20 protein-coding genes and 1 pseudogene are annotated in these 21,282 nt (G+C 49.1%); 15 read left to right on the forward strand and 6 right to left on the reverse strand.

The genetic code is table 11. From position 1 onward, the window contains the following. Nucleotides 1-44 precede the first annotated feature (44 nt). The 7 genes and pseudogenes from WA407_RS01565 (at nucleotide 45) to WA407_RS01595 (ending at nucleotide 6,963) form a co-directional block, all read left to right on the forward strand. The gene (locus WA407_RS01565) at nucleotides 45-689 is read left to right on the forward strand and encodes a bifunctional 2-keto-4-hydroxyglutarate aldolase/2-keto-3-deoxy-6-phosphogluconate aldolase (protein WP_025683172.1); all 645 of its coding nucleotides are present in this window, start codon (nucleotides 45-47) and stop codon (nucleotides 687-689) included. 49 nt (nucleotides 690-738) lie between these two features. Continuing rightward, entirely contained in the window at nucleotides 739-1,515 is a 777-nt protein-coding gene (gene kduD, locus WA407_RS01570; RefSeq protein WP_061831955.1) for a 2-dehydro-3-deoxy-D-gluconate 5-dehydrogenase KduD, read from the forward strand. Nucleotides 1,516-1,761: 246 nt separating this feature from the next. After that, a complete protein-coding gene (locus WA407_RS01575; RefSeq protein ID WP_336076640.1) occupies nucleotides 1,762-3,000 on the forward strand; it encodes a CynX/NimT family MFS transporter in 1,239 nt (412 codons plus the stop codon). Continuing rightward, the gene (locus WA407_RS01580) at nucleotides 2,981-4,132 is read left to right on the forward strand and encodes a winged helix-turn-helix domain-containing protein (RefSeq protein ID WP_336076641.1); all 1,152 of its coding nucleotides are present in this window, start codon (nucleotides 2,981-2,983) and stop codon (nucleotides 4,130-4,132) included. The genes WA407_RS01575 and WA407_RS01580 overlap by 20 nt, the downstream gene beginning before the upstream one ends. 93 nt (nucleotides 4,133-4,225) lie before the next feature. After that, the gene (locus WA407_RS01585) at nucleotides 4,226-5,587 is read left to right on the forward strand and encodes an MFS transporter (protein WP_336076642.1); all 1,362 of its coding nucleotides are present in this window, start codon (nucleotides 4,226-4,228) and stop codon (nucleotides 5,585-5,587) included. Nucleotides 5,588-5,649: 62 nt separating this feature from the next. After that, nucleotides 5,650-6,240, forward strand: a complete 591-nt coding sequence (locus WA407_RS01590; protein ID WP_442952016.1) for a GNAT family N-acetyltransferase — start codon at nucleotides 5,650-5,652, stop codon at nucleotides 6,238-6,240. Between the two features lie 170 nt (nucleotides 6,241-6,410). Beyond that, nucleotides 6,411-6,963 (forward strand): annotated as a pseudogene (locus WA407_RS01595) (cation:proton antiporter domain-containing protein). A 118-nt stretch (nucleotides 6,964-7,081) separates the two neighbouring features. On the opposite strand, the gene WA407_RS01600 reads toward WA407_RS01595, so the two are convergent. After that, nucleotides 7,082-7,717: an NAD(P)-dependent oxidoreductase gene (locus tag WA407_RS01600; protein WP_336076644.1), complete on the reverse strand. Its 636-nt coding sequence runs from the start codon at nucleotides 7,715-7,717 to the stop codon at nucleotides 7,082-7,084. 260 nt (nucleotides 7,718-7,977) lie between these two features. Here WA407_RS01600 and WA407_RS01605 point away from each other — a divergent pair, with 260 nt between their 5' ends. The 4 genes from WA407_RS01605 (at nucleotide 7,978) to WA407_RS01620 (ending at nucleotide 13,181) form a co-directional block, all read left to right on the forward strand. Then, nucleotides 7,978-8,931 (forward strand): alpha/beta hydrolase, encoded by a 954-nt coding sequence (locus WA407_RS01605; RefSeq protein ID WP_336076645.1) that lies wholly within the window; start codon nucleotides 7,978-7,980, stop codon nucleotides 8,929-8,931. Between the two features lie 206 nt (nucleotides 8,932-9,137). Further along, nucleotides 9,138-9,695: a glycerol-3-phosphate responsive antiterminator gene (locus WA407_RS01610; protein WP_023990856.1), complete on the forward strand. Its 558-nt coding sequence runs from the start codon at nucleotides 9,138-9,140 to the stop codon at nucleotides 9,693-9,695. A gap of 57 nt (nucleotides 9,696-9,752) precedes the next feature. Then, entirely contained in the window at nucleotides 9,753-11,243 is a 1,491-nt protein-coding gene (gene glpK / locus WA407_RS01615) for a glycerol kinase GlpK (RefSeq protein WP_336076646.1), read from the forward strand. Between the two features lie 228 nt (nucleotides 11,244-11,471). Next, nucleotides 11,472-13,181: a glycerol-3-phosphate dehydrogenase/oxidase gene (locus tag WA407_RS01620; protein WP_336076762.1), complete on the forward strand. Its 1,710-nt coding sequence runs from the start codon at nucleotides 11,472-11,474 to the stop codon at nucleotides 13,179-13,181. A gap of 195 nt (nucleotides 13,182-13,376) precedes the next feature. Here the strand turns inward: WA407_RS01620 and WA407_RS01625 are convergent, their stop codons facing one another. Both WA407_RS01625 and WA407_RS01630 read right to left on the reverse strand, forming a co-directional pair. Beyond that, nucleotides 13,377-14,054: a CidB/LrgB family autolysis modulator gene (locus WA407_RS01625; RefSeq protein ID WP_013312486.1), complete on the reverse strand. Its 678-nt coding sequence runs from the start codon at nucleotides 14,052-14,054 to the stop codon at nucleotides 13,377-13,379. Then, complete coding sequence (locus WA407_RS01630; protein WP_235306620.1) at nucleotides 14,051-14,422, reverse strand: CidA/LrgA family protein; 372 nt, start codon at nucleotides 14,420-14,422, stop codon at nucleotides 14,051-14,053. Before WA407_RS01630 ends, WA407_RS01625 begins: the two co-directional genes overlap by 4 nt. A 131-nt stretch (nucleotides 14,423-14,553) precedes the next feature. Here WA407_RS01630 and cidR point away from each other — a divergent pair, with 131 nt between their 5' ends. Continuing rightward, a complete protein-coding gene (gene cidR, locus WA407_RS01635) occupies nucleotides 14,554-15,453 on the forward strand; it encodes a cidABC operon transcriptional activator CidR (protein ID WP_336076763.1) in 900 nt (299 codons plus the stop codon). Nucleotides 15,454-15,558: 105 nt separating this feature from the next. Here the strand turns inward: cidR and WA407_RS01640 are convergent, their stop codons facing one another. Next, nucleotides 15,559-15,732 (reverse strand): aspartyl-phosphate phosphatase Spo0E family protein, encoded by a 174-nt coding sequence (locus tag WA407_RS01640; RefSeq protein WP_013312483.1) that lies wholly within the window; start codon nucleotides 15,730-15,732, stop codon nucleotides 15,559-15,561. Nucleotides 15,733-15,867: 135 nt separating this feature from the next. Beyond that, a complete protein-coding gene (locus tag WA407_RS01645) occupies nucleotides 15,868-16,944 on the reverse strand; it encodes a GGDEF domain-containing protein (RefSeq protein WP_254328160.1) in 1,077 nt (358 codons plus the stop codon). A 168-nt stretch (nucleotides 16,945-17,112) separates the two neighbouring features. On the opposite strand from WA407_RS01645, the gene WA407_RS01650 reads away from it, so the two are divergent. Genes WA407_RS01650 through WA407_RS01660 form a run of 3 tightly spaced genes read left to right on the forward strand, consistent with a single transcriptional unit; the run spans nucleotide 17,113 to nucleotide 20,630 of the window. Next, nucleotides 17,113-19,485 carry a helicase C-terminal domain-containing protein gene (locus tag WA407_RS01650; RefSeq protein WP_336076647.1) on the forward strand — a complete coding sequence of 791 codons (2,373 nt, stop codon included), beginning with the start codon at nucleotides 17,113-17,115 and terminating at the stop codon, nucleotides 19,483-19,485. Further along, nucleotides 19,475-19,984 (forward strand): MarR family winged helix-turn-helix transcriptional regulator, encoded by a 510-nt coding sequence (locus WA407_RS01655; protein WP_336076649.1) that lies wholly within the window; start codon nucleotides 19,475-19,477, stop codon nucleotides 19,982-19,984. The genes WA407_RS01650 and WA407_RS01655 overlap by 11 nt, the downstream gene beginning before the upstream one ends. Nucleotides 19,985-20,021: 37 nt before the next feature. Further along, on the forward strand, nucleotides 20,022-20,630 hold the full coding sequence (locus tag WA407_RS01660) for a pentapeptide repeat-containing protein (protein WP_336076650.1): 609 nt from the start codon (nucleotides 20,022-20,024) through the stop codon (nucleotides 20,628-20,630). A 50-nt stretch (nucleotides 20,631-20,680) separates the two neighbouring features. Here WA407_RS01660 and WA407_RS01665 read toward each other — a convergent pair whose 3' ends face one another. Continuing rightward, nucleotides 20,681-21,274, reverse strand: coding sequence for a hypothetical protein (locus WA407_RS01665; protein WP_336076651.1), 594 nt, complete (start codon nucleotides 21,272-21,274; stop codon nucleotides 20,681-20,683). Nucleotides 21,275-21,282: the final 8 nt, after the last annotated feature.

Below are 21,282 nucleotides of genomic sequence, written 5' to 3' on the forward strand. Positions count from 1 at the left end.
GCTGAGGGTACATGGTCATCCCATTCGTGGAAAGGATCAGGAACATGACGAAAAAGAAAGTTTTGGAACATATCACTTCAGTAGGTGTCGTCGCAGTCATTCGGGGAAACACGGCGGAGGAAGCATATCTAATGTCTAAAGCCTGCATTGAAGGCGGCTTGGATAATATTGAGCTTACGTTTACGACGCCGGATGCGGATCAGGTCATTCGAAGATTGAGAGACGAATTTAAGGATCGGGCAGTGATTGGTGCAGGAACGGTACTGGAGTCACTGACGGCAAGAATTGCTATTCTAGCCGGAGCAGAGTTTGTCGTGAGTCCTTCTTTTGAAGAAGAAACAGCGAAGCTATGCAATTTGTACGCGATTCCTTATATGCCCGGCTGTATGACGCTGAATGAGATCAAGGAAGCCATGAAATTGGGTAGCGATGTCGTGAAGTTGTTCCCAGGCAGTGCGATGGGGGCGGACTTTGTTAAGGCTGTCAGAGGTCCAATGCCTCATGTACAGATTATGCCAACTGGTGGCGTTGATCTGGACAATATGGAAACCTGGCTGCGTAACGGATGTGTAGCCGTGGGAATTGGGGGTAATTTGACGGCTCCAGCCAAGGAAGGTCGCTACGACTTGATCACAGAAAATGCAGCACGTTATGTAGCTAAATATAAGGAAGTACGCGCAGCGCTATAGGCTTCAGGAATTATAGGTTTTTATACTAATTTGTGATGGAGGCGTAGGCATGGGTCTGGACAATTTTTCATTGGATTTTTTCAGTCTAAAAGGTAAAACGGCGATTGTAACAGGAGGCAACACTGGTTTGGGTCAAGGATATTCCGTAGCTTTGGCCAAAGCAGGTGCAAATCTGTTCATTGTAGCTAACAATGATGAATATGAAGAAACAAGACGTTTGCTGGAGCCAACGGGTGTGAAGGTTGCCTTTTATCAGGCTGATCTGACAGAGAAAGAATCCATTAAGAAAATTGTAGAAGAATGCGTCAATGAATTCGGTAAAATTGATATCCTTGTAAACAATGCAGGTACGATTCGTCGCGCCCCTCTGCTGGAGTATAAAGATGAGGATTGGGACGCTGTTATGGAGATTAACCTGAATGCCGTATATCACCTGAGCCAGGAAGTGGCAAAGGTGATGGTAGAGCAAAAAAGCGGGAAGATTATCAATGTCGCTTCTATGCTTGCTTTTCAGGGTGGCAAGTTCGTTCCGCCGTATACAGCGAGCAAGCATGCGGTAGCTGGTTTGACCAAGGCATTTGCGAATGAGCTGGCGGTTCATAACGTTCAGATTAATGCGATTGCGCCGGGTTATATTGCTACGGCAAATACAGCTCCAATCCGTGCGGATGAAAGTCGCAATCAAGAAATCTTGTCGCGTATTCCTGCGGGTCGTTGGGGCGATCCGTCTGATTTGATGGGAGTTGTGGTTTTCCTCGCTAGTCAGGGTTCCGACTACATGAACGGTCATATCTTGGCGGTGGACGGCGGCTGGCTGGTACGTTAAGCAGCGCTGGTCGCATCGAAGTTTATGAACTGAAAGCTGCCTCAAAAGGAAACTATCCTTTCAGGCAGCTTTTATTTTTTAATGAAGCTATATGCTGAACTTGAAGACTTGGAGCGCTGTTTCGATCCGTCCTATGCATATGGCACGAATGCCTTTATAATTTAATGAGATAAAAATTGCTAGGCTCCAGCCGTACACTTGGTTGGAGCCTTTGAGCATAACACAGATAGATAGGAGAATGGAGAGATGAGTTCACAGCAACACCAACGAGCTTTGGTATACAAATCTTTGTGGCATGCCGGTCCTTGGGTGCTTGCCATAGGGATCATTCTGGTAGGTGCCAATCTGCGCGCCTCGATTACCTCGGTAGGACCTCTTATCGGTTTGATTAAGGATTCTTTGCATATTTCGAATACACTGAGTGGCCTATTAACGACATTGCCGTTGCTGGCTTTTGCCCTGTTGTCGCCTTTTGTAGCCAAACTGTCGCGCCGCTTCGGGTCATCTCTTATTATTTTTGCAGCCTTGCTGCTGTTGACCGCAGGTATTGTGGTGCGCTCAACGCTGGGGGTGACCGCATTATTTGTCGGGACTGCCATGCTGGGACTGGCTATAGCCGTGTGTAATGTGTTGCTGCCCAGTCTGATCAAAGAGGAGTTTCCTCGCAACAGCGGACTGATGACCGGCGTATACTCAGTATCCATGAATGTGGTTGCTGCAACAGCATCCGGGCTGAGCATACCGCTGGCTCTGAACGGAGGTATGGGCTGGCGCGGTGCTTTGGGAATATGGGCAATTGTGGGTGTCGTAGGTATTTTACTCTGGGTGCCCCAACTCCTTAAGGCCCGCAAAACAGCCAATAAAGCGGCAGTGTCTGCCCGAACTGTGAATGTGTATACATCGTCTTTGGCTTGGAAGGTGACGCTGTTTATGGGGCTGCAATCTGCCCTGTTCTATGTTCCTGCCGCTTGGTTTCCCGAAATGATGAGCGGACAGGGGATGGATTCAGAGACTGCGGGATGGATGCTGTCCGTGCTGCAGTTTTCACAAATGCCATTTACTTTTATTGTGCCTATTTGGGCAGCGCGGGTGAAGGATCAGCGGATATTGGTTCTGATTATGGCTGCGCTGTATTTTATCGGTCTGGGTGGATTTCTGCTTGGGGCTACACAGTGGAGTGTGATTTGGGTCATTTGTATCGGTATAGCGGGTGGTTTTGCTTTCCCGTTAGTGATGATGTTCTTTAATTTGCGGACGCGGACACCGCAGCAGGCAGCAGAGCTGTCTGGTATGGCACAATCCTTTGGTTATTTGCTAGCAGCAACAGGACCGACGCTGTTCGGTTATCTGCATGATGCGACGCAAGGCTGGACAATCCCGCTGCTGCTGCTCTTGTGTCTGAGTGTGTTGCTTATGTTTATAGGGCTAGGTGCAGCTAAGAAACGATATATCGGAGGCGAGGTGGATGATCAGGCTACAATTTGATGCAGATGGCTACAGTGTGGTCTGTAATGCAGATCGTGTTATGTTGTTGGCTAAAGAATTTGCGCTGTTGCGCTTTCTGTATGATAACCGGAATCAGGTGTTCACCCGGGAACAACTGCTGGATCGCGTGTGGCCGCTGGAGTATCCGGTGGAGCGTACGGTGGATGATCATATCTATAGATTGCGCAAAAAACTTAAGTCATGGGATGGGCTCCGTATTCATACGGTTAGAGGGTATGGCTACAGCTTGACCTTGACTGACGTGCAGCCACAGAATCATCCGTCCTTGCTCGATCAGGAGGTGCAGGACGCCGTACATGGACTTTTCCGGAAATACCAGCTGTTGGGGCAGGGGAATTCCATCGTAGCGCTGGCTGCCCAGCAGGAGCAGATGGGTTTTCAAATGTCTGCCTTTTATCAAATGTATACCCGTTTTGTACAGGCGGATGTGTCCTGGTTCTTGGAGCGGGAGGATTTTGCCCCTGTAGACCGATTGTATTGGATGTTGCTGCTATTTACGGGCACAGCAGGGGTAACGGATGAGGGGATTACTCTATGTGAGTGTGCGCTTTCCAGCAGGCTGCTGTCCAGTGAACAGGAACGAGAATTACGCATTCTCAACATCTTGGAGGCTTATGTGGAAAATGGAGAACCTGAACGCGCACAGGAAGGTCTACCACTAACCTTGAGAGTCATGGAACGGGATAATCTCGATAAATTTGTGATGCCAGTTGCGCTGATGGAGATGTACATGCATCTGGTTTCCGATCATATGGAAAAGGCTGCGGAACTGTCTGATCGTCTGGAAGGCATGCTGTCGGAGGCTCCATATTTACGCGAACTGGGCCGTTATCGCATGATGCGCGGACTTATGCTTTTGCGTACTGGAGATGTGAACAACGCCGAGCGGCTTATGGATGAAGGGCTGGATACCCTTGATATGGCTAAACAGGAATTGCTAAAAATCAAAGCGGTCTGCCAAATCCGCGGTTTTTTGAAGCTCTGCGGTTCTTATCCCACGCTGGAAGAGAAATATGCGGCTCAATATGATCGGCTTGACCGGGACAACAGTTTAACACTGCATCGTCAGGCGCTAAGGCACTGGTTGGAGCAAACACTTTCTGTTGTCTGATGTTTTTAGCTGTCTGATTTTCCTCTGATATAGACCCGCTAGAATGTTCTTATTGCTAAAAGAAGCTGAAAATGAGAGCAGGGTGAGTAGATAATGAAGGAAAAGAAAGAACTGCAATCCACGCCTAGCATTTGGCGCAATGGCCGTTTTCGGCGGATGTTTGCGGCGCACACGGCTGCCTCCTTTGGCGATTGGTTTGATGCTATCGCCATTCAGGTGCTTGTTGCCTATCGCTGGGAAGCCGACCCTATGATGATTGCGCTGATTCCGGTAGTGATGGCCCTACCGGGTCTGCTGCTGGGTTCCATCGCGGGCACGTTAGCCGACCGGGTACACAAGGCTCGGCTGATGATCGTCTGCGATGCAGCTATCGCCTTATTGACGCTGGCGATCCTCGCCGTCCCGGGCCCGGCGTGGCTGCTGCCTTTGCTCGGTCTGCGCGCGGCGGCTGGCGTATTCCAAATGCCTTCACAGCAAGGCTTGACCCGCACGGTAGTCGCCAGCGACGACCTGTTTCGGGCGACCTCACTGAATGGGCTGGTCAATCAGGCCTCCAAAGTGGCGGGGCCATTACTGGGCGCTATGACCTTGACTGTGTTGTCCCCTCAGGCATGCATTATTCTCAATGCATTGCTGCGTCTCTGTTCCGGCCTGTTGCTGTGGCCGCTCCGCGGAATCGGTCCGGCGCTGGCCAGCGCAGACCAACAAGCTGTTGCAGCCGGGCAGCAAGGAAAGGCGGCTGCCCATACAGCGCCTAAGGCCGATGAAGCCAAAATGCGGGAGGAGCATGTCCGCGCATCTCGGTTTTTCAACCAATGGCGCGAGGGCTGGGCGTTCTTATGGCGCAGTCGAATGCTTTTGCATACGCTTATATTCGGACTTTTCGGCTTAATCGCCATTCTCATGATCGACTACCAGTTCCCTACATTGCTGCGAGTGCTCGCTCCGGGTAATGAATCACTGCTTGGCTGGCTGGTTTCAGCCATTGGTGCTGGCGCCGTCGGCTGCATGCTTGTGCTTAATCGCTTGAATCGCATAAGCGCAGGCTGGGGGCTCGGTGGTGGATATGTGCTGGTTGGCGGAGCTATTGCTGCTTTAGGCTGGGCACAACCCGGAACAGGATTGCCCGTACTGCTTATGATCGGGGCCGTGCTGGGCTTGGGCAACGGCCTGTACATTATCACCCAGAATTATATATTACAAGCCAAAACCCCTGCTGATATGGTGGGGCGCGTCTTTGGTATCCAAAGTACCGTGATTGGAGCAATCATGGTCGTTTCCCCGCTTGCAGGGGGAGTATTGATCCGAATAGCAGGGGCGGGAACGGCTTTTGTCTGGATCGGGATGACTGTTGGAATCTTGGGTTTGGCAGGCCTGCTGCTTCAATCCGTAATTTGGCGCGAGTCCCTCGCTGATTCTAGCCTGCCTACGGAGCAAAATGCAGACCTTGCGTAGTCGAACTTGCACAATAATTTGCTTTGATTTTCGTCATTTATATTTTTAGCATGGGAGAGATCATGATGACTCAACAAACTTCAGCCTCAGAGCCTGTGGCACGGTTACTTGAAGGATCACAGGTGTACTTGCGTCCCGTTAACGTAGAGGACACCGAGCTATACTATAATACATTGTTCCATCAGGATGTGCGGAGGCTGACAGGCACACAACGCAGCTTTACCAAGGATCAAATTGCCCGTTATATTGAAGCTAAAGGACAGGACACCTCAAGCCTGTTGCTGTTGATTGCGCTTCGCGAAGATGATCGTGTCATTGGGGATATAGCCCTGCAGGATATGGACAGCCTGAACCGCAGTGCCAACATCCGTATTGCGATCAATGAGCAGGGAAATCAGGGGAAAGGCTACGGCACCGAAGCGCTTGTACTCATTCTGGGTTACGGATTCGGTATCTGTAATCTGCATCGGATTGAGCTGAATGTGTTTGATTTTAATGAACGTGCCATTCGTTGCTATGAAAAAGTAGGCTTTCAGCGCGAAGGTGTGCAGCGGGATGCTTTATTCTACAATTATGAATACCATGATTCGATTCTGATGAGTATGCTGGACCACGAATACCGCGACCGCTATGTGAAAAAAGCAGAAAATTGATTCAACACGTTTACACGGGTTTGCAGAAGAGATAAAATTGCTCGTTTGCGCAAGTATGACCGACAACATTAAAAGAATATATGAATTTACCGGAGGAGCCTGTCACCAAGGCTCCTTCATGTTTTTTTTAGGGGAAGCTGTGCTTTATTTCAGGTTTCCCTTTTTATTTTATGCAATTTATACTATATCTTCTGCTGATTCTACTGTTCACAAAAGTCGTGGGTCATGTGTCTGTCAAGCTCGGTCAACCAGCGGTGTTGGGAAAGCTGATCGCAGGAATTGTCCCGGGTCCAGCCGTATTAGGATGGGTTCGGAATGACTCGCTGATTCATAATATGTCTGAAATCGGCGTGCTGCTAGCGGTAGTAATGAGTATATTCGGTATGGGTGGAGAAACTTCGTTGGGACTTCTTGTTGGCAAAAAGCTAGCTTTCTTCGTCGTAGCTATTCTGGGGAGGACTCGGGGCGCGGCTGACGGGCTTCGATAACCGTTCTGCCCTTGCGATCGGCTCCGGGATGATATCTCGCGGCGAGGTCGCACTTATTATCGCAGCTACCGGTCTACAGTCGGGTCTGTTGGCACAGCAATATTTTACATCGGTGATCATTGCCATCATTCTGACGACCTTGGCTTCGCCTCCGATTCTCAAGCTGTGTTTTAGCGATAAGAGGGAGACTTCCGCTCACGATACAGAAAAGAAGGTCAGCACGGACAAGTCATAGCGAGAGTATCAACAGGTCATAACAAAAAGACCCTTCGGGTTCAATTTCTCATAGCGTGCAGCATGAGAGAATGGGCGAAGGGTCTTTTTATGCTAAATGTGCTGCGAGAACACAGTAATTAGGACTCGGATACGACAGTGAAACGTTGGTTCAGATGTTGTGGTTTTTCGATTTCGTCCACTACGGCAACCGCATAATCTTCGTAGCTGACATAGCTTGCACCTTTGGAATTAACCAACAGCGTGTCTTTTCCCACTTGGTAAGAGCCTGTGCGTTTACCCAAAGCAAATTCCGCAGAAGGACTAATGAAAGTCCAGTTCAGGTTGCTGGTACCACGCAAAATTTCCAGGTTTTTTCCTTGGTTATTTGCTGTTGGATATACGAAATCAGGGAAGCTGGGAGCATCTTTTACCAAAAATGTTTGGGATTCGTCAGTGAACAAGCTGCCTGCACCACCTACAACAATTAGGCGAGTACCGGATACATTACGCAGGCCTTCAATTAGTACGTTACCTGCATCGACATGCAGATGCTCTTGTCCGAGTGGAGCGGCAAATGCATTAACGACTACGTCAAAGCCTTTCAGATCATCTGTTTTCAGACCAAAAACGTCTTTTTGTACTACAGTAGCACGATTTTCTGTAACTTTAGCCGAGTCACGGACGATGGCGGTTACTTCATGCCCTCTGTCTAATGCTTCTTTTACGATGTTACTTCCTGCTTTACCGGTTGCACCAATAACTGCAATTTTCATAATAGATAGCCTCCTATAAATATGATGTGGATGATTCATTCGTTTGATCGTAAGTGTACCCAGTGCATTTACGAACTTTAATATGTAACTATTATAGTTACAACACAAAATAAAAGTCAAGCTCTTCTATTGGGCAAACTAAAGTCCTCCGATTGGAAAGAGAGGAACTCGTTTAAATATATAAGGTGAAACTGAATGAGCAAACTTAAGCCATATTGGATATATGTAGACCACAGATAAGAAGGGAAGAGTGAATCGATATGAGTAAAAAAGTACAGCTTGAACCCGCAGCACAGAAATTTGCAGACGATAATGCCAAACCTCCGTTTCTATATGGTTTGGGTCCTGAAAAAGGACGTGAAACGGTCAATGAGGTTCAATCCGGTCCAGCAGACAAACCTGCCGCAGATGTAGAAGATCTAACTATTCCAGGTGGGCCTGGCGGTGAGGTAAAGGTCAGAATTGTTCGTCCACAACAAGTGACAAGCGATCTGCCGGTCATTGTATATATTCACGGAGCAGGCTGGGTATTCGGTAATACTCACACGCATGATCGTCTGATTCGTGAATTGGCAGTCGGCTCACAGGCAGCCGTTGTATTCCCGGAATACAGCTTGGCACCTGAAGCTAAATATCCGACGGCGATTGAGGAAATTTACGCGGTCGTTCAATGGGTGGCACAGCATGGGCGCGAGCATGGACTGAAGCCCGATACGCTGACGATAGCCGGAGACAGTGTCGGCGGCAACATGACCGCGGCCGTAACGCTGCTGGCCAAAGAACGCAGTGGTCCTGCCATCCGGCAGCAGTTGTTATTTTATCCGGTGACGGACGCTTCCTTTGACACGGAATCCTATCAGGAGTTCGCCACAGGATATTTCCTGAGCCGCGAAGGAATGCAATGGTTTTGGGATCAATATACGACAGATCCCAATGAACGAGCGCAGATTACGGCGTCCCCGTTACGTGCCACCATAGAACAGCTCAACGGGCTACCGCGTGCGCTGGTCATTACAGGCGAGGCCGATGTGCTACGTGATGAAGGTGAGGCCTATGCGAATAAGCTGCGTGAAGCAGGGGTAGAGGTAACCGCTGCACGCTTTCAGGGCATCATCCACGACTTTGTGATGCTGAACCCATTGTCGGAAACCGCGGCCAAGCGCGGTGCGATCACGCTCGCTACCTCATGGCTGCGCCAAGGGTTTGAGGGCTAGTACACTATAGAGCATTTTAAGGGTGCCGTCGTGTGATTTGATCCAGTTCCTTTGAACGATTAGGCTGTCTTCTTCCTGCTGACATCTATTGCAGGGAAGGCAGCCTTTATACATATCTACAATGAAACCGCTTCACGTTCGTCGAACAGAGTGATAATATAAAATTTGAACGAGTTTGACCGACATTCAGCCTAAGGGGGATATCCATGCCATTTCAGGGACAACGCATTTTACCTGCAGCTAAGCATATGAAGCAGCTGGAGGGTATTTTGGACAGTTCTTATGAGTATGCTGTTTTTCTGGATACGCATGTAGCGCAGCTGCGCAACCTGTACCAGATGGCTAGAAGTCGCAGCAAGCAAATGCTCCTACATGCCGACCTGGTGCAAGGTTTGAAGAATGACGAATATGCGGCTGAATATTTGTGTCAGGAAATTAAGCCATTTGGGATCATTTCGACCCGGTCCGGGGTGATCGCAACCGCTAAAAAGAAGGGGATTCTTGCTGTACAGCGGGTGTTCCTGCTCGATACGATTGCGCTGGAAAAAAGCTACGCGCTGGTGGAAAAAACACGACCTGATTATATTGAGGTACTGCCCGGTGTTGTTCCGCCGATGATTAAGGAGGTCAGCGAACGCACGGGCATTCCTATTTTGGCGGGCGGACTTATTCGCACCCCAGAGGATGTGGAAGCGGCGTTGGCTGCGGGAGCTACAGCAGTTACGACCTCCAATAAACAACTGTTCGAGCATTATAAGCAATAGCCTTTATTTGAATCAAGTGGGCAACAATACATAAATATGCAAGGAGGCTGGGAAGTGATGGAGCAATACATTCTTGCCTTGGATCAGGGCACAACCAGTTCGCGGGCCATCTTGTTTGATCGGCAGGGAAAAGTGGTATACAAGGCACAACGGGAGTTCCCACAGTATTTTCCCCAGCCGGGGTGGGTAGAGCAAAACGCAAATGAGATATGGAGCTCTATTTTGGCCGTCATCGCCTCCTGCTTATCGGAATCAGGGGTGAAAGCCAGCCAAATTGCCGGGATTGGTATTACCAATCAACGGGAAACCGTAGTGGTGTGGGATAAACATACGGGTCTGCCTGTATATCATGCGCTGGTATGGCAGTCACGGCAAACAGCCGGGATCTGCGAGGAATTGAAAAGCCGTGGATTTGATCATATTTTTCATAGCAAAACGGGACTACTCATTGATCCCTACTTTTCTGGCACCAAGGTCAAATGGATACTCGACAACGTCGAAGGGGCACGAGCTCAAGCAGAGCGCGGGGATTTGCTGTTGGGTACGATTGATACCTGGCTAATCTGGAGATTGTCCGGTGGTAAAGCACATGTAACGGACTACTCCAATGCGGCCCGTACACTCATGTACAACATTTATGAGCTACAATGGGATGAGGAGCTGCTGGATATTCTCGGCGTTCCCGCGTCTATGTTGCCAGAGGTGAAATCATCCTCTGAGATATATGCGCATACGGTGGATTATCACTTTTTTGGACAGGAAATCCCTATTGCCGGAGCGGCGGGTGATCAGCAAGCAGCTCTGTTCGGTCAGGGTTGCTTTGACAAGGGCATGATTAAAAATACTTACGGTACGGGATGCTTTATGTTGATGAATACCGGAGATGAACCCTGTGAATCGGAGCATGGACTGATTACAACCATTGCATGGGGGCTGAACGGTCAGGTGAAGTATGCGCTGGAGGGCAGCATTTTTGTAGCCGGATCTGCTATTCAGTGGCTGCGTGATGGGTTGCGTATGTTCCGCGAAGCCAAAGATAGTGAAGCGTATGCGGCGCGTGTGAACTCGACGGAAGGGGTATATTTTGTCCCGGCCTTTGTGGGTCTGGGCAGCCCGTATTGGGACAGTGACGTGCGCGGTGCGACATTTGGTTTGACGCGGGGAACGACCAAGGAGCACTTTATACGAGCGGTACTGGAATCGCTGGCCTACCAGACTAAAGATGTCCTAACTGCCATGGCGAGCGACTCGGGTGTACCTGTGCGTTCATTGCGTGTAGATGGGGGTGCAGTGATGAACGAGTTCCTGATGCAGTTCCAGAGCGATATTCTCGATCTACCTGTAGAACGACCTGCTGTGAACGAGACAACTGCACTCGGTGCGGCGTATTTAGCGGGACTGGCAGTTGGGTTTTGGAGCAGTCTGGATGAAGTCCGGGGATATGCTCAGAGTGATCAAACCTTTACTCCGTCCATGAGTGAAGACGTGCGGGCTAGGCTTTATGGTGGTTGGAAAAAGGCAGTTCATGCCGCAATGGCGTTCAAGTAGGGATGGTTTTACGATAGAAGGCAGCCATGTGGCAACAGGCAGATTTCCCTTTTCATAGCGTATCGTGTGTGCTACGATATAGATAAGTTAATACTCGTCAGGAGACTTGGAGAGACCATGAACCGCTCGGCATCCGCCGCAGCGATGTTCGTGGTCTTTTTTTGTACCTTATGATGATTCGGTTGGCAGTTTGCATCGTGAATATATACAAAGCTGGAGGGATACATGATGGTAGAACAGGGATTTGCTGCGCAGGAGAGAACCGCTGTTTTGGAACGTATGGGAGATGAGCATTTTGATATTTTAATTATTGGCGGCGGCATTACAGGGGCGGGGATTGCGCTGGATGCGGCGGATCGTGGTTTGAAGACAGCACTGGTGGAGATGCAGGATTTTGCAGCAGGTACGTCCAGCCGCTCGACCAAGCTAGTGCATGGGGGTCTTCGTTATTTGAAGCAGTTTGAAGTTAAGATGGTAGCCGAGGTTGGGAAGGAGCGGGCCATCGTATTCGAAAATGGCCCACATGTGACCATACCGGAGCGTATGCTGCTTCCTTTTCACAAGGGCGGCACGTTTAACGCATTTACCACCTCTGTCGGGCTACTAGTATATGATTTCCTTGCTGGCGTTAAGCGTAGTGAGCGCCGTCGTATGCTCGACATCCAGGCTACGCTAGAGCGCGAGCCTTTGCTGAAGCGTGATGGACTGAAGGGGAGCGGCAGCTATGTGGAGTACCGCACAGATGACGCTCGCCTGACGATTGAAGTCATGAAGGAAGCTGTTACACGAGGGGCGCTGGCGGTGAACTATGCCAAGGCTGACAAGCTGCTGTATGACGAAGGACGAATAAGCGGTGCAGGCGTAACGGACCGGTTAACGGGAAAGCCATACGAAATTCGAGCTTCGCTGGTTATTAATGCGGCCGGACCATGGGTAGATACGTTACGGGAAATGGATCGCTCCAAAGAGGGCAAGGTGCTACGCCTGACGAAAGGTGTTCACCTGGTGTTCGATGCTGAGCGCTTTCCACTCAAACAGGCAGTGTACTTCGATACGCCGGATGGACGCATGGTATTTGCCATCCCACGTGATGGAAAAACCTATGCAGGTACGACCGACACGGTGTATGAAGGGGATACGGCGCACCCTCGGATGACCGCCGAAGATCGGGCCTATGTGCTTCAAGCGATCAACGGAATGTTCCCAGATGTGAAATTGACTGTTACGGATGTAGAATCCAGTTGGGCTGGGGTACGGCCGCTCATTTATGAAGACGGTAAAAGTCCTTCGGAAATTTCACGCAAGGACGAAATTTGGGAATCCCGTTCAGGTCTGATCACGATTGCAGGCGGCAAGCTGACGGGCTACCGGAAAATGTCCGAACTCGTCGTGGATCGTGCGGTACGGGAGCTGGGACGCTTGCACGGGCAAAGCTTCCGGGCATGCCGCACCAGACATATCCCGATTTCGGGTGGCGGCGTAGGCGGCTCGGCGGGCTGGGACGTGTACGTAGGTAAGCAAACCGCAGCAGGTGTTGCGCTCGGTTTGTCGTCGGATATAGCTAGAGCATGGGCTACCCGCTATGGCTCCAACACAGAGCGGCTGTTTGCCATAGCGGTACGGAGCATGAAGGAGGCTACCGAGCAGGAAGCGGCGCTCCCTGTGGAAGTGCGTGTCCCGCTCCTGTATGCGATGGAACAGGAAATGACGGTGACACCGTCTGATTTTTTCATACGCCGAACCGGGGCGCTGTTCTTCCAAATTGACGAGGTGAAGCGCTGGAAACAGCCCGCCATTGCATTAATGTCCGAACATGCAGGCTGGAGCGCTGCGCAAGCACGACAATATACGGCTGAGCTGGATGCTTACCTGTATGAAGCTGTAACGCCTGTAGAGGCAGAGGCAGAGAAGAAATCTGGCGTCGTTAAGGCAATCTGAGTGCAGTGAAGGGTGCGTTTTCTTGAGCGTCTCCTTGCTTTAGAGAAGGATATTCGTCGGTACTTCAGATGGACGCTCCGCGAACGGACCGTTGTTCCAATAGCTGTTGCGCCCGCTTCGCGGCATAGACCGAAAGCAAAGAAGCAGCGATTCTCCAATAACAAGAGAATCGCTGCTTCTTTGTATACATATTGCTTACAGCATCAAGTGGAACAGGAACGGGGCGGCTGCCAAGGTAAAGAGAGCGGCGAGCACCATCGAGATGCTGGATATCGTCCCCGTCAGCGAACTGAACTCGAAGGCTTTGGAAGTGCCAGTACCATGAGCACCGGTACCGAGCAGCACCCCACGTGAGACTTCATTTTCAATACGGAACAGTTTTACAATCATCGGACCGATAATAAGACCGCTCAAACCGGTCAGAATAACGAATACAGCTGTGACCGTCGGATTGCCGCCAATCGTTTGCGATACATTCATCGCAATGGGTGTCGTAATGGAGCGAGGAATCAGGCTGCTCAGCAGCGAAGAATTCAGGTGCATCCACTTGGCAAGCGCCATGGAGGACAACACGGCTACAACAGACCCAGACAGCACGCTAAGCACGATTTGAGTCGCGTGTTTTTTTAACACAGGGAAATATCGGTACAAAGGGACAGCAAATGCAATCGTAGCTGGCTGTAGCAGCATGGACAGCAAGTGGGCGCCCGAATTATAAGAACGGTAGTTCACACCCGTCAGCGTCAAAATCAAAATGATAACAATAGGTGTAATGAGCAATGGAGACAAATACACTTTGGGCAGTGTGCGGTACATGCGTTTGGCCATCCAGTAAATAGCAAGTGTCAATACAATACATAGAAGACCGGTCATGATGATTTATGCTCCTTTCGTTTACCAAGCAGACTGGCGACCATACCTGTGCAGGCCATCACCAGAAAGGTGCCGAGCAACACGACCAGCATGATGCTCATACCATCGTGTTCCAGCATCGGCCAATAATTCATAACGCCGACAGCGGAGGGGATAAAGAATAATAGCAGCTCGGCCAGCAACCAGTTTGCGCCAACTTCAATCCAGCTTAGCCGGACCAAGCCGGTTTGCAGCAGAATAAAAAGGAGCAGCATACCAATGATACTACCGGGTACAGGCAGGTGGAGCCAGGAGACTACCGCGTTCAGGATGAGCGAAAAGGCCATCAGGACGGCGATCTGGAGGACACCGCGTATGAAGCTTTTCATATATAATGGCTCCTATCTTTGAGATCGGTTATTTTCAAACTGTAATGAAATTTTACATCACAAGCTTTCATGAGTAAAATGCATATAAAGAATGTGATCTATTCCGTTTGTCTATGAGAGAAGGTGTAGGTTTGGATATCCGACATTTACAATATTTTTTGGAAGTCGCGCGGTTGCGTAGCTTTACAAAGGCAGCCCAGAGCATGTTTATTACCCAGCCGACGATCAGTAAGACGATTAAAAGTCTGGAAGATGAACTGGGGGTCGCTTTGTTCGACCGAATTGGCAAAAGAATCGAATTGACGGATGCGGGCAAGGTAATTGAGCTTCAAGCACAAGCGATTGTAAAGTCCTTTCAGAGCCTGTCCTCGGAGCTGAGTGATTTGATGAACCTGAAAAAAGGACATATCCGTATTGGCCTGCCCCCTATGGTCGGATCGAGCTTTTTTCCGCGTGTCATTGGAGAATTTCATAAGGCATATCCTGATGTGACCATTCAATTATTTGAGGACGGGGCGAAGAAAGTGGAACAGGACGTAGAAGCCGGAGCATTGGATATCGGGGTGATTGTGCTGCCTGCGGTTGGAGATATGTTTGAGACATTTCTGTTTGTGGAGGAAAAGCTGAATTTGCTCGTTCATCCTACGCATGCATTGGCAGAGTGCAAGGAGGTACCGTTATCTGCGCTGGCGGAGGAGGCATTTGTACTGTTCCGTGAGGATTTTACGCTGCATGACCGTATTATTGCGGAATGTGTACGGGCTGGCTTTCAGCCGCGTGTAGTCTACGAGAGCTCACAATGGGATCTGATTAGCGAAATGGTTGCTGCAAATCTGGGGGTAGCTCTGTTGCCGGAGGCCATTTGCCGAGATCTGGATTCTGAGCGCTTGCGTGTTCTTCCATTGGTGAATCCCGTCATTCCTTGGCATTTGGGGATGATCTGGCGGAACGATCGCTATCTGTCCTTTGCCGCCAGAGAATGGATATCGTTCACACAGCAATTGTTGCGGACGGAATATGGCGGGAAGTAGTCAGTCCGCGAGAAGGTGAGTACGATGCAGATGTGTACCGAAGGAGGACAAATACTGTTTACATCATAAAAAAGCTGCCCTGAGGGGCAGCGATGTAGCTTGCTTCTATGAGTGTGTTTGGTTTATTGCACGCTTGGTGTGAAGGTACTTGTCCATAATACGGTCAAGTCTGGAGGATTTGTCCAATACACGTTCATCTTTTAATCCGTGTAAGTCAGCCATGCGATTCAGTTCACGGCGTTCTTTTTCCATGAGTTTTTCCAATTGTTCGAGGTTCACAAAGCCCACCCCCCATGTCGATTGTAAGGCATGTCTCCACTAGCGGCAGAAGTTTTTTTTGATAACGATGTTATTTCCATTTTACCACTTTTTATTAACAATAATCCAGCTTTCCTGACATTTAGCGACTAATATCTATGGTTTTGCCAGTTTCACCTGATTGCGTCCTGAACGCTTAGCTTCATATAATGCCTCATCTGACTTTTCCAGTAAGTGCCTCGATGCAATGACAGGTGAACTGCCTGCTCCGATGGATACGGTTAGAGAGATCGAGGTTCCGTCATTCAAAAGAAAACGTTCATTTTCCACAGCTTTCCGAATTTTTTCGGCAAAGCTTGCTGCTTTCTGACTATCACAATTTCCAATCAGAATGGCAAATTCCTCTCCGCCCTTACGGGAGGGGTACGCCCTCGTTGTAGATTCCCGGGTTAACAGCATTCCCAATTGGCTTAAGACGGTATCTCCGTTCAAATGACCATACGTATCATTAATATTCTTAAAGTGGTCAATATCCAGCATCACGAGTCCGAAGGGTTGTTTTGTAGTCTTGGAAGTATGAAAGACCTCTTCAAATAGCGCATCGAAAGCACGTGGACTGTAGAGTCCGGTTAAATGATCCCGATTTGCAGCTTCTTCCAGCAGATGAACAGCCCGTTCTGTTTTTTTAATATAGGACATCATAAAATAAGTGAACAGGCCGCCAAGCAACTTAACAGTTGTGATGATTATAATAGATTCATTATCAGGAGGGTTAACTACAAAGAAAGTAGATAACAGCGACACTACAGCAGCTCCAAGTACGGCCGACATCCACTTGCGGAGTGTTAGGCTTTTTTCTCGAATAAAGATAAGTGAAATGCCCAGTGTCATGAAACAATTGACGGTAGCAGTCAGAGAAACATCTGTCCAACCACCTGTGATGTAAATACGGTACAGGCTTATGATCAAGGTGGTCAGCAGACCGGATACCGATCCTCCCATATAAACAGATATGATAATCGCCAATTGGCGCAGATCGACCACAAAGTGCCCACGGACCCATAAACCGGTCATCATTAACAGAATGCCAAACAGACCCAGCATTAAACCGTTCATTACCCGATAAATGAATATATGTTTTTTTAGGTAACGTTCATATTTCCGGAAAAATAAATTTCCAAAGAATAAGAAGCTTGTTAATAACGCAAAATTGTTAATTAATTCTTTTAACATATCCCTATCCTTTATGCTGTAATGAGAGTTGTAGTATCGTGGGGAATAAAGCAAAAGGCCTCGTTTCTATATTTCGGTAAAAAGTAGGCATGAGTGAATACCAATTGAATACAAACGATTCTTATGTCCCTTACGTTTCGTCTATCTACGTGGTACAGTGAAAGGACTATGACCGGAACGGGTGATCGTATGAAGGAACCAATTCACATATCGGTGCGTCCACTTGTGGAATATGTGCATCGGAGCGGCAGCATTCATAGCGGCTTTCGATCGAATAGCAGTATGCTCGAAGGAACTCGCGTGCATCAGGTTATCCAGAAAGGTTACAAGGAGCATGACCGCAAAGAAGTACATTTACGTACAGAAATTCCGTATAAGGACGAATTGTTTATCATTGAAGGACGCTGTGACGGACTGATTGAGCTGGATGGCGTATGGACGGTCGATGAAATTAAATCGACCTCTTTGCCCCTCGAAGATATTCAGGGTGACGGCCAACCTGTACACTGGGCACAAGCATTTCTGTATGCCTATATGATTGCTCGTGAGGAACAACATCATTCGTTGCAGGTCCAGCTTACTTACGTACAGGCACACAGTGAAGACATTCGCCGATTCAGACGAGAACTATCCTTTACTGAGCTAGAAGCTTTCGCACAGGAGATGATTGCTGGTTATGCACCGTATGCATTCCTGCTGAGAGCACATGCGGAAAAGCGGGATGCCAGCATTGCTATGTTGAACTTTCCCTTTGACACGTATCGTTCGGGTCAGCGAACGCTCGCGGGTTCGGTGTACAAGACGATTACCGAAGGGGTTAACCTGTTTGCCAAAGCACCTACAGGTATTGGTAAAACGGTATCCACCTTGTTTCCTGCGATTAAGGCGATCGGCGAAGGATTGGTGAGACGAGTATATTATGTGACGGCTCGTACCACCACTCGGGCAGCAGCCGAAGAAGCTTATGCCAGAATGCAGGCCCAAGGGCTGCACATGCATGTGGTGACTTTGACTGCGAAGGATAAAATTTGCTTCAAGGATGAAAATGATTGTGATGCTGGATCATGCAGCATGTGCGAGGGTTATTACGACCGGATCAACGGTGCGGTTTCCGATATTTTGGCGAATGAGACGTTAATGACCCGGGCGGTGATTGAACATTATGCGCGCAAGCACAACGTATGTCCCTTTGAATTTTCGCTGGATGTGGCGTATGCCTCGGATGGTATAATCAGTGATTATAATTATGTTTTCGATCCGCGAATTTCTTTGAAAAGATTGCTGGAGGAGCACAAGCGAAAAGGTGTCGTACTGGTGGATGAGGCGCATAATCTGGTAGAACGCGGCCGAGACATGTTTTCGGCGGAAATTTTGAAATCTTCTTTTCTGGAACTGAAACGAGAATTTAAGTTGCTAAGCCCAGAAATTGCTGTGGCTGCGAGTGCAGTGAACGCACATATGATTACGCTACGCAAGCAATATGCAGATACAGGAAAAGCAGTAGAGACAGCAGCACCGCAAGAGGTGCTGGAGCTGTTGGTGCCTTTTGTGGAAGCAGCTGAACGTGAACTGGTAACGGGGGGCAGCACAAGCCATGCAAGCGGTGAGGGTACAGCTTATGCATTGCTTCTAGATACGTATTTTACCGCTCAGAATATGCTGCGAATTGCAGCTTTATATGATGAGCGGTACGTTACTTATGTGGAAGCAGGACGCAGTGAAGTGAGGGTCAAGCTGTTCTGCCTCGATCCTTCTCACTTGTTGGGACAAGCTACTAAGGGCTACCGCTCAGCCATTTATTTTTCCGCGACGTTGACACCGCTTGCTTATTACCGGGACATGCTCGGAGCAAACGAGGAAGATTATACATTACAGGTTCCTTCCCCCTTCCATCAGGAGCAGTGGGATGTACGTCTGCTGCCGCTCTCCATCCGTTATCGGGATCGTGAGCGTTCCAAAGGGGCGATTGCGGATATGCTGGCTGCATTGGTTGTGGAACGGAAAGGAAATATCCTTGTATTTTTCCCGTCCTATCCATATCTGCGTGAGGTGTATGAGGAATTCATGCTTCGGGACGTGTCCGCAAATACGTTGGTACAAAGTCCGGGGATGACCGAACCAGAGCGGGATCAATTTCTAGAGGCCTTCCAGCCTGGGCAAGAGCACACCTTGCTTGGCTTTGCCGTATTGGGTGGTGTGTTTGCTGAAGGTGTCGATTTACCTGGGGATCGCTTAAATGGGGTAGTGGTCGTCGGCGTCGGCTTGCCGCAAATTGGAGCAGAGCGGGATGTGCTGCGGGATTATTTTTTGGAACAGGGACGGAATGGTTTCAACTATGCGTATGTATATCCGGGAATGAACAAGGTTCTTCAGGCAGGTGGCAGACTTATTCGCACGGAGCACGACGAAGGATTGCTGGTCCTGGTAGATGATCGTTTTGCCAAGGAACCATATGCTTCTTTGCTGCCTGACGAATGGAAAAGCTACCGTCTGACGGAACAAGCGGGATTAAGGAAGGAATGGATAGACTATGAATTTTAATTTTCATAATGACTCCATACGCGGGGTGCTGCGTAGCTTTGGGCATGAAGATGCCGAAGTGGATAATATAGAGACTTTTGTGACATTTGCGCGCTTGGCTAATGGTATTTTCAGAGAAATGGATACGGATTTTAGCAAGTTGGGGGCTTCTCAGGGTCGGATTATTGTTCTTAGCCTGTTGCATTGCCATTCGCCGCATCGCATGACACCATCAGAGTTGGCGGAAAAAGCTGATGTGACGCGTGGAACCATGACGGGGCTGATCGACGGATTAGAGCGAGATGGCATGATTGAACGTGTGGCTCATGAGAGTGACGGACGGATGGTGACTGTCGGATTAAAAAAGGCAGGACGAGAGCTGTTGAGTAAGATAGTCCCTTATTATACGAAGTTGATTCGGTCGTGTATGTCTGAGTTTACGCCACAGGACCATAAGATGATGAAGGGTTTACTGGGAAAAATGAAGGGCGGTTTTGAACGGTCTTTGCCGAAATGCTGAGTTCCTAATATAGGGAATAAGGAATAGGAGAGAGAACATGTTCTTTTATACAGATGAGGTCTACGAAGCCCGTGATTTTGGCTCAATGGATGCCAGAGAAGGCGAGTGGAGAAATTGTGAGTTTACCCGATGTCGCTTTCGGGGGGTGGAGATGAATGAGTCCCTCGTGGAAGGCTGTACTTTTGTGGACTGTGATTTTACCGGAGCCATCCTGAATGCATCTCACTACAAGGAGTCGGCTTTTACCAATTGTTTGTTCACCAGCGCCAATCTGTTTGTAGTCCGGTTTGATAACTGCAAGCTGGTAGGTTCAGATTTTGCGGGGGCGAATATGGATGGTATCACAATTACGGGCGGAGACTGGTCTTATACGAATTTGCGTCATGCAGATTTAAGAAAACAAGATTTGCGAAAAATACGATTCAAGGAAGCCGACTTATCCGAATGCAATTTGGAAAAAGCAGATTTGCGGGAGGCGGATCTTACCCGGGTAAGACTGCACAAAGCCCATCTTCAAGGAACAGACCTGCGCGGTGCGAAGATGGTTGGCGTGAATTTTAAAGATTTGGACATCACCGGAGCCAAGTTGGATATCGAGCAGGCAGTAGCGATGGCCCGCTCCTATGGAGCCAAGGTGGAAGGCTAAAAAGCATGGGATACAGGACCCGTCTCGATCTGCGGTACCCCATGCGAAACTTAATCTTTAGGGGGTGCCGGCAGTAGTGGAATCGCTGCTTCCGGGTCCCGGTTTGGCAAATGATCCACTCCCACAGGCTCTAGAGGCTGCTGTGGAACTGTCCAGTTGCGTGCGGTATCCGCGGCAGTTCGCTGCTCCAGCAAGCGTTTGGCTACTTCGTAACATTGATCGACATGCCGATTGCCAATGGTTCGCATGGCAGTAAAGCCAATTGCCGCGGCTAGCCCTTGCCCCAGAAGGGGGACAAACTTGCTAACCTGCTTGGTAGCGATACGAATGCCCATTTTTTGCAAAATCTGCACGATAACTTCAAGGGTGATGAGTCGCCCGATCAGCTTGCTGCCAATTGAGGTGATAAAACCATACACCATGGATTTTGTTTCTGCGTCCAGACCTTCCAGCTGCTTCTCAGATAATCCGAATTTTCCATTAATGGCTGGCAGTAGCTGCATCAAAATGCCAACATCAGCAAGAACGTCAGCCCCTGGAACTGGAACTAATACCGCTCCACCCGAAGCCGCAGCCCTTTTCGTCACCATGGATTTACACTCTCTACGGATCTGCTCCAACTCTTCTATTGTTCGGGCTGTCATATGCATCT

The organism is Paenibacillus sp. 203, from assembly GCF_037027525.1.
Lineage (GTDB): Bacteria > Bacillota > Bacilli > Paenibacillales > Paenibacillaceae > Paenibacillus > Paenibacillus polymyxa_B.

Coding starts and splice junctions, on each gene's coding strand:
- WA407_RS01565 (WP_025683172.1), top strand. CDS start 45: ATGACGAAAAAGAAAGTTTTGGAACATATCACTTCAGTAGGTGTCGTC.
- WA407_RS01625 (WP_013312486.1), bottom strand. CDS start 14,054: ATGACCGGTCTTCTATGTATTGTATTGACACTTGCTATTTACTGGATG.
- WA407_RS01610 (WP_023990856.1), top strand. CDS start 9,138: ATGCCATTTCAGGGACAACGCATTTTACCTGCAGCTAAGCATATGAAG.
- WA407_RS01605 (WP_336076645.1), top strand. CDS start 7,978: ATGAGTAAAAAAGTACAGCTTGAACCCGCAGCACAGAAATTTGCAGAC.
- WA407_RS01600 (WP_336076644.1), bottom strand. CDS start 7,717: ATGAAAATTGCAGTTATTGGTGCAACCGGTAAAGCAGGAAGTAACATC.
- kduD (WP_061831955.1), top strand. CDS start 739: ATGGGTCTGGACAATTTTTCATTGGATTTTTTCAGTCTAAAAGGTAAA.
- WA407_RS01575 (WP_336076640.1), top strand. CDS start 1,762: ATGAGTTCACAGCAACACCAACGAGCTTTGGTATACAAATCTTTGTGG.
- WA407_RS01660 (WP_336076650.1), top strand. CDS start 20,022: ATGTTCTTTTATACAGATGAGGTCTACGAAGCCCGTGATTTTGGCTCA.
- WA407_RS01580 (WP_336076641.1), top strand. CDS start 2,981: ATGATCAGGCTACAATTTGATGCAGATGGCTACAGTGTGGTCTGTAAT.
- WA407_RS01645 (WP_254328160.1), bottom strand. CDS start 16,944: ATGTTAAAAGAATTAATTAACAATTTTGCGTTATTAACAAGCTTCTTA.
- WA407_RS01590 (WP_442952016.1), top strand. CDS start 5,650: ATGATGACTCAACAAACTTCAGCCTCAGAGCCTGTGGCACGGTTACTT.
- WA407_RS01665 (WP_336076651.1), bottom strand. CDS start 21,274: ATGACAGCCCGAACAATAGAAGAGTTGGAGCAGATCCGTAGAGAGTGT.
- WA407_RS01650 (WP_336076647.1), top strand. CDS start 17,113: ATGACCGGAACGGGTGATCGTATGAAGGAACCAATTCACATATCGGTG.
- WA407_RS01585 (WP_336076642.1), top strand. CDS start 4,226: ATGAAGGAAAAGAAAGAACTGCAATCCACGCCTAGCATTTGGCGCAAT.
- glpK (WP_336076646.1), top strand. CDS start 9,753: ATGGAGCAATACATTCTTGCCTTGGATCAGGGCACAACCAGTTCGCGG.
- WA407_RS01620 (WP_336076762.1), top strand. CDS start 11,472: ATGGTAGAACAGGGATTTGCTGCGCAGGAGAGAACCGCTGTTTTGGAA.
- WA407_RS01655 (WP_336076649.1), top strand. CDS start 19,475: ATGAATTTTAATTTTCATAATGACTCCATACGCGGGGTGCTGCGTAGC.
- WA407_RS01630 (WP_235306620.1), bottom strand. CDS start 14,422: ATGAAAAGCTTCATACGCGGTGTCCTCCAGATCGCCGTCCTGATGGCC.